General features: G+C 56.3%; 11 protein-coding genes and 1 tRNA gene. 6 read left to right on the top strand and 6 right to left on the bottom strand.

Annotated features, from left to right (window positions below; genetic code table 11):
• The first annotated feature begins 23 nt into the window (after window positions 1–23).
• Complete coding sequence (locus AA74_RS0120345) at window positions 24–1667, top strand: multidrug ABC transporter permease/ATP-binding protein (RefSeq protein WP_025913168.1); 1644 nt, start codon at window positions 24–26, stop codon at window positions 1665–1667.
• 190 nt (window positions 1668–1857) lie between these two features.
• Complete coding sequence (mgtE, locus tag AA74_RS0120350; protein WP_021241530.1) at window positions 1858–3294, top strand: magnesium transporter; 1437 nt, start codon at window positions 1858–1860, stop codon at window positions 3292–3294.
• On the opposite strand, the gene AA74_RS0120355 is transcribed toward mgtE, so the two are convergent.
• On the bottom strand, window positions 3257–4546 hold the full coding sequence (locus AA74_RS0120355; protein ID WP_025913169.1) for a SulP family inorganic anion transporter: 1290 nt from the start codon (window positions 4544–4546) through the stop codon (window positions 3257–3259). The two genes, mgtE and AA74_RS0120355, sit on opposite strands and share 38 nt — an antisense overlap.
• A 187-nt stretch (window positions 4547–4733) precedes the next feature.
• Here AA74_RS0120355 and mqo point away from each other — a divergent pair, with 187 nt between their 5' ends.
• Window positions 4734–6383 (top strand): malate dehydrogenase (quinone), encoded by a 1650-nt coding sequence (gene mqo, locus AA74_RS0120360; protein ID WP_023325740.1) that lies wholly within the window; start codon window positions 4734–4736, stop codon window positions 6381–6383.
• Window positions 6384–6476: 93 nt separating this feature from the next.
• Here mqo and eco read toward each other — a convergent pair whose 3' ends face one another.
• The gene (eco, locus tag AA74_RS0120365) at window positions 6477–6980 is read right to left on the bottom strand and encodes a serine protease inhibitor ecotin (protein ID WP_025913171.1); all 504 of its coding nucleotides are present in this window, start codon (window positions 6978–6980) and stop codon (window positions 6477–6479) included.
• Window positions 6981–7189: 209 nt separating this feature from the next.
• Between eco and AA74_RS0120370 the strand changes: the two genes are divergently transcribed.
• A complete protein-coding gene (locus AA74_RS0120370) occupies window positions 7190–7450 on the top strand; it encodes a DUF2534 family protein (RefSeq protein ID WP_010433451.1) in 261 nt (86 codons plus the stop codon).
• Between the two features lie 124 nt (window positions 7451–7574).
• Window positions 7575–8762, top strand: a complete 1188-nt coding sequence (locus AA74_RS0120375) for an MFS transporter (protein WP_023294093.1) — start codon at window positions 7575–7577, stop codon at window positions 8760–8762.
• A gap of 37 nt (window positions 8763–8799) precedes the next feature.
• Here AA74_RS0120375 and AA74_RS0120380 read toward each other — a convergent pair.
• The 3 genes from AA74_RS0120380 to AA74_RS0120390 all read right to left on the bottom strand — a co-directional run bounded on the left by AA74_RS0120380 (window position 8800) and on the right by AA74_RS0120390 (window position 10956).
• Window positions 8800–8876, bottom strand: a tRNA-Pro gene (locus AA74_RS0120380).
• Window positions 8877–8948: 72 nt separating this feature from the next.
• Window positions 8949–10709 (bottom strand): LPS biosynthesis-modulating metalloenzyme YejM, encoded by a 1761-nt coding sequence (gene yejM / locus AA74_RS0120385; RefSeq protein ID WP_023294051.1) that lies wholly within the window; start codon window positions 10707–10709, stop codon window positions 8949–8951.
• A 19-nt stretch (window positions 10710–10728) separates the two neighbouring features.
• Complete coding sequence (locus AA74_RS0120390; protein WP_008500958.1) at window positions 10729–10956, bottom strand: YejL family protein; 228 nt, start codon at window positions 10954–10956, stop codon at window positions 10729–10731.
• Window positions 10957–11090: 134 nt separating this feature from the next.
• Here AA74_RS0120390 and yejK point away from each other — a divergent pair, with 134 nt between their 5' ends.
• The gene (gene yejK, locus AA74_RS0120395; RefSeq protein ID WP_008500957.1) at window positions 11091–12098 is read left to right on the top strand and encodes a nucleoid-associated protein YejK; all 1008 of its coding nucleotides are present in this window, start codon (window positions 11091–11093) and stop codon (window positions 12096–12098) included.
• A 50-nt stretch (window positions 12099–12148) separates the two neighbouring features.
• Here the strand turns inward: yejK and rplY are convergent, their stop codons facing one another.
• Complete coding sequence (gene rplY, locus AA74_RS0120400) at window positions 12149–12433, bottom strand: 50S ribosomal protein L25 (protein ID WP_008500956.1); 285 nt, start codon at window positions 12431–12433, stop codon at window positions 12149–12151.
• Window positions 12434–12499 lie beyond the last annotated feature (66 nt).

Here is a 12499-nt window from a genome sequence, read left to right on the forward strand (position 1 = left end):
TTTTTATTGTCCGGATTGCCTGCATGCAACTACTTCTCCTCGTCTGGCGTCAGTACCGCTGGCCCTTCGTCGCCGTCATGGCGTTAAGCCTGGCCAGCGCCGCGCTGGGTATTGGCCTGATCGCGTTTATTAACGTGCGGTTGATTGAAATGGTCGACACCTCGCTCTCCGTATTGCCGGAGTTTCTTGGCCTGCTGCTTCTGTTGATGGCGGTTACGCTCGGCTCCCAGCTGGCACTGACCGCGCTCGGCCACCATTTCGTTTTCCGTTTGCGCAGCGAGTTTATCAAGCGCATCCTGGACACTCAGGTCGAGCGCGTCGAGCAGCTCGGCAGCGCCTCCCTGCTGGCGGGGCTGACCAGCGACGTTCGCGCCATTACTATCGCGTTCGTTCGTCTGCCGGAGCTGGTGCAGGGGATCATTCTGACCTTCGGCTCGGCGGCCTATCTCGCCTGGCTCTCCAGCAAAATGCTGGCGGTGACTGCGCTGTGGATTGCCATCACCATCTGGGGCGGTTTTGTGCTGGTGTCCCGCGTCTATAAACACATGGCGGTCCTGCGCGAAACTGAAGATAAGCTCTATAACGATTACCAGACGGTACTGGAAGGGCGCAAAGAACTCACCCTGAACCGCGAGCGCGCCGAGTATATCTTTAACCATCTCTATATTCCGGACGCGCGCGAATACCGGCACCATATCATTCGCGCCGATACCTTCCACCTGAGCGCGGTGAACTGGTCAAACATTATGATGCTGGGCGCCATTGGCCTGGTGTTCTGGATGGCGAACAGCCTGGGCTGGGCGGATACCAACGTCGCGGCAACCTACTCACTGACGCTGCTGTTTTTGCGCACGCCGCTGCTCTCGGCGGTGGGCGCATTGCCCACCTTGCTGAGTGCGCAGGTGGCCTTTAATAAACTCAAAAAATTCGATCTCGCGCCGTTTAAGCCCGAATTCCCGCGCCCGCAGGCCTTCCCGAACTGGCAGACGCTCGAGCTGCGTAACGTCACGTTCCGTTATCAGGACAGCGCCTTCTCCGTGGGGCCGCTCAATCTGACGATCCGCCGCGGCGAGCTGCTGTTCCTGATTGGCGGCAACGGCAGCGGTAAATCGACGCTGGCGATGCTGCTCACTGGCCTTTATCAGCCTCAGTCGGGCGAGATTTTACTGGATGGCAGAGCGCTGAGCGCGGAGAAGCCCGAGGACTACCGCAAGCTTTTCTCAGCGGTGTTCACCGACGTCTGGCTGTTTGAGCAACTGCTGGGTCCGGAAGGGCAGCAGGCCAATCCTGCGCTGGTGGAAAAATGGCTGGCGCACCTGCAGATGTCGCACAAGCTGGAACTTCAGGACGGCAAGATCCTTAACCTCAAACTCTCCAAAGGGCAGAAAAAACGCGTGGCGCTGCTGCTGGCGCTGGCGGAAGAGCGTGACATCATTCTGCTCGACGAGTGGGCGGCGGATCAGGACCCGCACTTCCGCCGCGAGTTTTATCAGGTGCTGCTGCCGCTGATGCAGGAGATGGGCAAAACCATTTTCGCCATCAGCCACGACGATCATTACTTTATTCACGCTGACCGCTTGCTGGAGATGCGCGACGGCAGGCTGAGCGAGCTGACCGGTGAAGCGCGCGATGCGGCCTCGCGTGACGCGGTGGCGCGAACGGCCTGATGCCCGTGTGCCGGGTGGCGGCTTCGCCTTACCCGGCCTGGGATTTTGTAGGCCCGTGCAGCGTAGCGCCGCCGGGCACAATGATTTGCACGATATGCCGCTTTTTTCTCCATCCCGGCCCGTTGTTTATTCTTATTTACATATCCTCGCGCTATGCTTAATACCAACTTATTTCATGGATTTATGATTGATGTCGGTATTAAAGAAAAACAGCGCCAGACAGCGTGACCAGGAACGTGCGCGACTGATCTGGCTTCTCACGACCGATAAAGCGGTCACGTCTACGCTATTAGGCAAACTGACCCTGGCTGAGCAATATGATGTCGGCACGTTAGCCGACGATATTGCTGAGGTAGGTGCGCTGGTTGCTCACTTACCCCCGCCGGATCTGGCGGACACCCTTGAAGCGCTTCCCTCGGAAGAGCGTCATGCCCTGTGGAGGCTGGTGCAGGATCACGAGCGCGGACAGGTGCTGCTTGAGGCCTCGGAAAACGTCTGGGACGACCTGATCGATGAGATGAGCGATCGGGACATCCTCGACGCCCTGCAAACGCTGGATATCGACGAACAGATTTACCTGGTTCAACACCTGCCGCGAAACCTGACCGGCCGCCTGCTGGCGTCACTGCCTGCCGATGAACGCGCGCGCGTGCGTCAGGTGATGCATTACGAGAAAAACAGCGTCGGCGCGATTATGGAGTTCGGCGTTATCACGGTGCGCCCGGACGTGACGCTCGGCACCGTGCAGCGCTATTTGCGCCGCCTGGGCAAAATGCCGGATAACACCGATAAGCTGTTTGTCACCTCCCGGGATAAAACCCTCCTCGGCGAACTGGAGCTGAAAACCATCCTGCTCAACAGCACCCAGCGGAAGGTGAGCGAGGTGATGGAAAACGAGCCGATGGTCTTCTCCCCGGAGGACGATGCGGAAAAAGCGGCGCGTACCTTCGAACGTGATGACCTCGTGAGTGCCGCCGTCGTGGACTCCGTCGGCAAACTGATGGGGCGTCTGACCATCGACGAGATCGTTGACGTCGTTTATGAAGAAACCGATAACGACCTGCGTGCGCTGGGGGGGATCAGCGCGGAAGATGACGTCCATGCTTCCGTCGGCAAGGCGGTGAAAACGCGCTGGGCGTGGCTGGCCATTAACCTGTGTACCGCGTTTATCGCCTCCCGCGTGATTGACGGCTTTGAACACACCATTTCGCAGCTGGTGGCGCTGGCCTCGCTGATGCCGATTGTGGCCGGGATTGGCGGCAATACCGGCAATCAGACTATCACGATGATTGTTCGCGCGCTGGCGCTGGAGAATATTCAGCCCGGCAACTTCGCCTTTCTGATCTTCAGAGAGATGGGCGTGGCGCTGATCAACGGCCTGGTGTGGGGCGGCATTATGGGCGGCATCACCTGGTGGCTGTATGACGATATGGCGTTAGGCGGCGTGATGATGCTGGCGATGGTGCTGAATCTGCTCGTGGCATCGATGATGGGCGTCATTATCCCGTTGACCATGACCAAACTGGGGCGCGACCCCGCGGTGGGGTCGAGCGTGATGATCACCGCCATCACCGATACCGGCGGTTTCTTTATTTTTCTTGGGCTGGCGACGATTTTTCTGCTTTAAGCCGACGCTTAATGCGGGCGGGAAGCAGCACCATGACGATAATCCCGCCCAGCACGCCAATCGCCAGATTGCCGGTTGATACCGTGGCGGCAACGGTCACCAGCATGACGACCGTTTCTGCAATCGGGGCCGTTTTCAGCGTGGCCGGCTGAAGGCTGTGCCAGCTGAAGGTTTTAACGGCGACGATGGCCATAATGCCCGCCAGCACCGCCATCGGGATGTTGGCCATCACGTCGCTGAGCGCCGTCACCAGGATCAGCAGCACGATGCCCGCAGCGAAGGTTGAAATTCGGCTTCGGCCTTTCCCCATCTCTACGTTAACGATGGTTTGTCCGATCATCGCGCAGCCCGCAATCCCACCGTAAAATCCGGCCAGAATATTGCCGACGCCTAATCCAATGCTTTCGCGGCGTTTACTTGACGGCGTCGCGGTCAGCTCATCCACCAGCTTTGCGGTCAGCAGGGATTCCAGCAGGCCGACAAACGCGATGCTCAACGCGCACGGCCAGATTATGCTCAGCGTCTGTAGATTGAGGGGGACCAGAAGTTCGCTAAGACCCGGCAAGCCGCCGCTCATGGCGCCTTCATCGCCCACGGTCGGCAGGTTTTGCCCGGTTGAAACGGTAAACAAGGTTAACAGCACAATCGCAATCAGTGGGGAAGGGATGCTTTTGAAATAGCGCGGCACCCACAGCACGATCAGTACCGTCAGCACGAACAGGCCTACAATCAGCGGGCTTCGGCTCCAGAAATGCGGAACCTGCGCAAAGAAAATCAATATCCCGAGGGCGTTAACAAACCCGGTCATGACCGACTGGGGAATAAAGCGCATCAGCCTGGCCATGCCCAGCACGCCAAACAGAATCTGAATTACGCCAGCCATGAGCACGGCGGGAAGAATGTACTGTACGCCGTGCTGATGCACCATGGGTCCAATAACCAGCGCCACGGAACCGGCCGCGGCCGTGACCATCGCCGGGCGACCACCCAGCACGGACAGGGCAAGACACAGCACCACGGAAGCGATCAGGCTGACCTTCGGGTCAACGCCCGCCACCACCGAAAATGAGATGACCTCGGGGATCAGCGCCAGGGCGGTAATCACGCCAGCCAGCGTTTCACGCGTCAGCTGTTTAGGGGAACGCAGCACGCTGGCGACACGGTTTTCGGGAGAGACAGCAGAATGGGGTAGGGACATAACGTTTCGCTGGTTAGGGCAGGCTTCCGTGCGCGCGATCACAAAACGCAACATACTAGCCAGTTAAACCGCGCTTTACCAGACGCTTCGATAATTCCTCACAAACAATCCATCATTAAATTTCACAATTACAATAATTTCGTAACCTTTAAACAATATTTAAAAGTTGTTACCGTGCCCCCGCAGCTTGTTTCACCTGCAATTTCCACGCATCAAGCACTTTTACACTAAGGCATAAATTATGAAAAAAATGACTGCCATGCTCTTTTCTCTGGCCGTGGGGCTTAACACCGTCTCTATGGCGGCGAAAGCTGACGCACCAAAAGAGCAGGAAACGGACGTCCTTTTAATCGGTGGCGGTATCATGAGCGCCACGCTGGGAACCTATCTGCAAGAACTGCAGCCGGACTGGTCAATGACCATGGTCGAGCGCCTTGATGGCGTGGCGCAGGAGAGTTCGAACGGCTGGAACAACGCCGGTACCGGCCATTCGGCACTCATGGAACTGAACTATACGCCGCAGAAAAAGGACGGTTCCATTAGTATCGAGAAGGCGGTAGAGATCAACGAGGCGTTCCAGGTATCTCGCCAGTTCTGGTCTCACCAGGTCAACAGCGGCGTACTGCACGACCCGCACTCTTTCATCAACACCGTACCGCACATGAGCTTTGTGTGGGGCGAGCAGAACGTCAACTTCCTGCGCGCGCGCTACGCCGCACTGCAGCAGAGCACGCTGTTCCGCGGAATGAAATACTCTGAAGACCACGCGCAGATTAAAGAGTGGGCTCCGCTGGTCATGGAAGGTCGTGACCCGAACCAGAAAGTGGCGGCGACCCGTACCGAAATTGGTACCGACGTCAACTACGGTGAAATTACCCGTCAGCTGGTGACGTCACTGAAGAAAAAAGAGAACTTCAACCTGCAGCTCAGCACCGAAGTGCGCGGTTTCAAGCGCAACGCGGATAACAGCTGGAGCGTGACCGTTGCCGATCTGAAAAACAACGAAGCCGAGCACGTCATCAAGGCGAAGTTTGTCTTTATCGGTGCGGGCGGTGCCGCGCTGAAACTGCTGCAGGAGTCCGGTATTCCGGAAGCGGATGACTACGCGGGCTTCCCGGTGGGCGGTCAGTTCCTGGTGTCCGATAACCCGGAAGTGGTGAATCGTCATCTGGCAAAAGTGTACGGTCAGGCTTCCGTGGGCGCGCCGCCAATGTCTGTTCCGCACATCGATACCCGTATGCTTGACGGCAAACGCGTGGTGCTGTTTGGCCCGTTCGCGACCTTCTCCACTAAATTCCTGAAAAACGGCTCCCTGTGGGATCTGCTCAGCGCAACCACCACCTCTAACGTCAAGCCGATGATGGACGTGGGGCTGGATAACTTCGATCTGGTGAAATACCTGATTAGCCAGGTGATGCTCTCTGACGACGACCGTTTCGAAGCGCTGAAAGAGTACTATCCTGAGGCGAAGAAAGAAGACTGGCGTCTGTGGCAGGCGGGTCAGCGCGTGCAGATCATCAAGCGCGATCCGAAAGAGGGTGGCGTGCTGCGTCTGGGCACCGAAGTGGTGAGCGATAAGGACGGCACCATCGCCGCGCTGCTGGGTGCGTCACCGGGTGCGTCTACCGCTGCGCCAATCATGCTGCACCTGATGGAAAAAGTGTTTAAAGATAAAGTCGCCAGTCCGGAATGGCAGGCGAAGCTGAAAACCATTATTCCATCCTACGGCACGAAGCTGAACGGTAACGTGAGCGCGACGGAGCAGGAGCTGGAATACACCAGCCGCGTACTGCAGCTGCAGTACATCAAACCGCAGGCTGCGGATGCTGCGCCAAAAGCGGAGCTGAAGCCTCAGCCGGAAAACAAACCGGTTGCGGATATCGCGCTGTAAGGTAAAAAAGCCGGGTGGCGCTGACGCCTACCCGGCCTATGTTCGGTGTTGTTTTGTAGGTCGGGTAAGGCGAAGCCGCCACCCGACTTAATTTCAACGTACGACAGCCTGCTCAATCTTCTCTTCAGCCTTCCACACGCGATACTTCACTTCCACATTTTCAGGCGTATAAACCACGATCGGCAACTTGCTGTTGTAGCGCAGCAGGCTGTTGTCGCCCAGATAGGCGGTCACAAATTTCTTCTCTTTCTTGCCATCCGGGCAGGACATCATGGTGGAGACCGGAGAGGTGACTTTATCAAAGACGTAGTAGTCGTAACCCCAGCCTTCCAGCGTTTTGCTTTCCAGCTGACCACCCAGACGATGCTGGTTGCAGTCCACTTCCAGCGTCTTGCCAATTAACAGCTCCACTTTGTAGTTCGCTTCATCCTGCTGAACCGGAAGCTGAATCACCTGACGCGTCATCCCTTTATCCGCTTTCGGATACGGGGCGACTTTTTCCAGCGGCTGCGCTTTAGGTGTTTCGCTGGCGAAAGCGCTGGTGCTGACGCACGCGGCGGCGATGAGTGCGATGGCAAATTTAGGTGCGTTTTTCATTGTCATTCCTTTATGTCAAAACGATCTTGCACAGGTTAACATAGCGACTGTGAATGATTGGTGTTATTTACTTACATTTTCAATATTAATAGCGTAATAAACCATATATTTGCCACTTAAGTGGAGATTTGTACTGGCGTGGAGTCCGGCAGGCGTTTGTGTTATTTTAGACCCTCTATAATGTTATTCATCTGTAAAAGGGAAGAGAGATGGTTCGTGCAAAACTGAAAACGCCTGAAGGCCGCAAGTTCCTCCTGGCGCTGCTGGTCGTGTTTATGATTGCTGCCGCGTGCGTGGGGCGTGCCACGATTGTTGGCGTCATCGAACAGTACAACATTCCTCTCTCTGCCTGGACAACCAGCATGTACGTCCTGCAGTCGGCGATGATCTTTGTCTACAGTCTGGTATTCACCGTTCTGCTGGCCATCCCGCTGGGCATTTTCTTCCTGGGCGGACGTGATAAACACTAGACGCCGATTTGCGATATCGAAGCCATCCTGCGGGGTGGCTTTTTTTATGCCTGATAATTTTTATTCGCCTTTCCAGGATATTCTGTTGAGAGCACCTTTGTTTACAGAAAGCAGGAGAGGCTTAATGCAATCCCGGTTTGCCACGCTCCGCCAGATCCCAAAAGGTGTCTGGGTGGTCGGTGGAGTAAGTATGTTGATGGATATCTCTTCGGAGATCATTCACAGCCTGCTGCCATTGTTTATGGTCACGACGCTGGGCGCCAGCGTCATTTTCATTGGTTTGATTGAAGGCCTGGCTGAGGCCACTGCGCTGTTTATCAAGGTGTTTTCCGGTGCCATCAGTGACTATCTGGGCAAGCGTAAAGGGCTGGCGGTTCTGGGCTACGGTCTTGGCGCGTTGAGTAAACCGTTGTTCGCTATCGCCTCTTCTTCCGGCATGATTCTGGGGGCACGCTTAATCGACCGGGTCGGGAAGGGGATCCGGGGAGCGCCGCGCGATGCGCTGGTTGCTGACGTTACGCCGCCGGAACTTCGCGGCGCGGCCTTTGGGCTGCGTCAGTCGATGGACACCATCGGCGCATTTCTCGGGCCGCTGCTGGCCGTAGGATTGATGCTGCTGTGGAACGATGATTTCCGCACGATTTTCTGGATCGCGGTGATCCCCGGCGTGCTCGCCGTGGCGCTGCTTTTCTTCGGCCTGCATGAGCCGAAAACGCCCGTCGAACATAAACGCACGAACCCCATCAAAAAAGAGAACCTCAGGCGTCTCGGGAAAGGCTGCTGGTGGGTTATTGGTCTGGGGGCCATCTTCACGCTCGCACGCTTCAGTGAAGCCTTTCTTGTTCTGCGCGCACAGCAGTCGGGGGTGCCGCTGGCGCTGATCCCGCTGGTGATGGTAGCCATGAATCTGCTCTATTTCCTCTCTGCCTATCCGTTTGGCAAGTTATCGGACCGGATGAGCCACACCCGGCTACTGCAGTGGGGTCTGGTGATGCTGATTGGAGCAGATATTGTGCTGGCGCTGAGCACCCACTGGGCTGGAATGCTTCTGGGCGTTGCGCTTTGGGGAGTGCATATGGGGATGACGCAGGGGCTGCTGGCGGCAATGATCGCAAAAACGGCGCCTGCGGATCTGCGCGGTACCGCCTACGGCATTTTTAGTCTGGTCAGCGGCGTGGGATTGTTAGTCGCCAGCCTGGGGGCAGGAGCCATCTGGGAAACGTTTGGGGCGGAATATACGTTTTATGCCGGGGCGGTGATTTGTCTGGTAACGCTTGTGTACCTGCGCAAAACGCCGGACGAGGCGAAATAAAAAACCAGCCATAAGAGGCTGGTTTTCAATGTATTTTTGGTCGGCACGAGAGGATTTGAACCTCCGACCCCCGACACCCCATGACGGTGCGCTACCAGGCTGCGCTACGTGCCGACGCATAGAAAGAATACTACTCGATTCCGTTTTGAATGCAAGGAAATCCGTCGCTAACTGGTTTATTATTAATCAGTTAGCGACAAAACGCTTCTCATCCGTCAGGACCTGCAGCAGCAGGCTCAGCTGCGGTTTCTGGTCTTTCAGCCGCTCACCCTGCAGGTTATACGTCTGATAATTCCCGTTGCTGTTCAGCACCAGCGTCAGCTTCGGCGTGGTCACCACCAGCGTATTATTCCCTGCTGCCGTAACCCAGTTATGGCGGCGCGCGGCGCTGAAGAGATCCTGGCCCTGCGAATACTCGTTTGCCGGCGTGCTGACGTGCAGCAGGCGTTGCATCAGGGTGGTCATCACATCTTTATGCTCGGTAAGCATAGTGATGCGCTGCGCCGGGGTGCCCGGCCAGTGGATGACCAGCGGAACCTGCAGGTTAGGGCGTGACCAGCTCATGCTCTTCGTCTCGTCACCTAACGGGACGCCATGGCCTGCCGTCACGATCACCACGGTGTTGTCCAGCTTGCCGGACTCACGTAGCGCGTCAAGCACGCGGGCAATCTGCGCATCAACATCACCCGCCGCGCGGCCGTAGCGGCGCGCGAAATCACTCTTGTTGCTGTTAGCAAGCGTTGTACCGTTAAAGGCAACCCATGAGAACCAGCGGTTATCTTCCTGGGCATAGCGCTGCAGCCAGTTTATCCATTGGCTGGCGGTCTGCGCATCGGACTGATTCTGTGCCGCCGGCAGTGAGAAATCAGACAGCAGCGCCTGGCGGTAGAGCGGGCTGTTAAAGCCATCGGATGAGAACAACCCTAACTGATAGCCCTGCTGATTCAGCCCGGTGATCAGCGCCGCAGGCGTGCGGGTAGAGAGTACGCCGTCCATGTATCCGGCTGAAATGCCATAGAAGAGGCCAAAGATGCCCGCGTCGGTTGTGTTACCGGAGCTCATGTGCTGAGTAAACGTGACGTTTTGACTCGCGAAATTGGCCAGGGCTGGCATCTGCTTCTCATAACGGGAATAGTTCAGGCCGTCGACGGTGATGAGCAGGACGTTTTGCCCGCGGCCCATATCGCGATAGCGCAGGTCGCTCAGAGGATACTGCACGCTGACGGCTTCCGGGTTACCCTGCTCGATAAGACGGCGCTGGTACTCCTGCGCATCAAGCAGGCCATGTTTCTCGAGGAAGCGACGGGCCGTCATCGGGTACGAGAGCGGCAGGTTCGCGCGCTGCATAGTAATAGGACGATAGAAGTTCGCATCCGCCCAGATATACATGATGTGCGAACTGATAAAGGAGACGAAGAAGAGCGCGGCGACGGGCTTCGCGTAATGGCGTCGGCGGGTCAGGCTACGCAGTTTTTGCCAGCTCCAGGTGGCAAACAGCATCTCAATCAACAGGATCACCGGGACGCTGATAAACATCAGCTGCCAGTCGCGGGCCGTTTCGTTCTGGTCGGGGTTAATCACCAGCTCCCAGACGATGGGGTTGAGATGCAGGTGGAAGCGGGTGAACACTTCACTGTCGATAAGCAGCAGCGTCATCCCCACAGTCGCAAGGATGGCGGACAAGAATCGCATCAGACGCTGCGACATGACGATAAACGTCAGGGGGAACAGGATCAGCAGATAGGTGGCGAAAACCAAAAAGCTAAAGTGACCGACAACGCTTATCCAGGAGTAGATACGCCCGGTGAGCGTTGTTGGCCAGTCTGCGACAAACAGATAACGACAGCCAATGACCGTCGCCAGCAGAATGTTGAACAGGGCAAACCAGTGCCCCCAGCTGACCATCTGGGAGACTTTTTCACGGTAGCGCTGACGATTCGTCACCATAAACTGTTGTTCGTATCCCTTAATGGGCCGGGTCGTTGCTGACGGACGACTGTAAAGCCTGGGCGAAAGATTTTGCGATCGCCTGACGCTGAGCCGGAGCAACGCTGGTGTTAATCAGGTTGGTGACCATATTTCCCAAAACCATCAGGGAGAGATCGGTCGGCGTTTTATGTTTTTCCAGTACGTTGACCAGCTCACTGAGCAGTTGTTCAACGTGTTCATCACTGTAGCGGGAATGTTGTGGCATAAATCAAAATCAGTTTGTTGATGAAAGGGCAACATATTACCGTAGCAACAGCTTTTTTTCCCCTTTTTTATCTGTTGTTGCACACATGTCCTGGTGGTGGTTGAATACCGCCCGGTCTAAAAGGAGAGTTTATCATGAGTCTGGAAATCAACCAGATTGCCCTGCACCAGCTTATCAAGCGCGATGAGCAAACCCTCGAAGTGGTGCTACGCGATTCGTTACTGGAACCTACGGCGACCGTTGTGGAGATGATGGCAGAGCTGCATCGCGTCTACAGCGCCAAAAATAAAGCCTATGGGCTGTTCAGCGAAGAGAGTGAACTGGCCGATAGCCTGCGCCTGCAGCGCCAGGGTGAAGAGGATTTCCTGGCGTTTAGCCGTGCGGCAACCGGGCGTCTGCGCGATGAGCTGGCAAAATATCCGTTCGCCGACGGCGGGATCGTGCTGTTCTGCCACTACCGCTACCTGGCGGTCGAGTACCTGCTGGTTACCGTGCTGAATAACTTAAGCAGCATGCGCGTGAACGAGCAGCTGGATATCAGCTCGACGCATTATCTGGATATCAACCATGCGGATATCGTGGCGCGTATTGATTTGACCGAGTGGGAAACCAACCCGGAGTCGACCCGCTACCTGACTTTCCTGAAGGGACGCGTGGGCCGCAAAGTGGCGGATTTCTTCATGGACTTCCTCGGTGCCAGTGAAGGGCTTAACGCCAAAGCGCAGAACAAAGGGCTGCTCCAGGCGGTTGACGATTTCACAGCCGAAGCGCAGCTTGATAAATCTGAGCGCCAGACGGTGCGCCAGCAGGTTTACAGCTACTGCAACGAACAGCTGCAGGCTGGGGAAGAGATTGAGCTGGAGTCGCTGTCAAAAGAGCTGGCGGGCGTCAGCGAAGTCAGCTTCCAGGAATTTACCGCAGAGAAGGGCTATGAGCTTGAAGAGAGCTTCCCGGCGGATCGCAGCACGCTGCGTCAGTTAACCAAGTTTGCCGGCAGCGGCGGCGGGTTAACCATCAACTTTGATGCGATGCTGCTGGGGGAACGTATCTTCTGGGATCCGGCCACCGATACGCTGACCATTAAGGGGACGCCGCCGAATCTGCGCGATCAGCTTCAGCGCCGCACCTCGGGCGGTAAATAACAGGCACAAAAAACCCCGCAGAAGCGGGGTTTTTTTCGACAGGTTTGCGATTACGCGCGAACGAAGTCGATGTGAGTCAGTTTTGGCTTGAACGCGTGACGCTGAACAGCCTGAACTTTCACTTTTTCTTCTTTACCGCCAACAACGATGGTCAGAACTTCGCTGTAGAATTCAGCTTTGGTCTGCAGGTTCCACAGTTTGTCGTGATCCAGTTCGATTGCAACTGGAGCAGCTTCGCCACCGTAAACGATAGCCGGGAACTTGTTAGCGGTACGCAGGCGGCGGCTCGCACCCTTACCCTGCACGTTACGTACTTCTGCTTCGATAGTGAACATTGATTTCTCTCTGTATTTAAAACCCTACTACAGGCGACCCAGCAGCAGGTGAGTGTTCTGCCTCAC

The sequence above is a fragment of the Enterobacter sp. 5-4 genome, from assembly GCF_000612205.1.
Taxonomy (GTDB): domain Bacteria; phylum Pseudomonadota; class Gammaproteobacteria; order Enterobacterales; family Enterobacteriaceae; genus Enterobacter; species Enterobacter roggenkampii.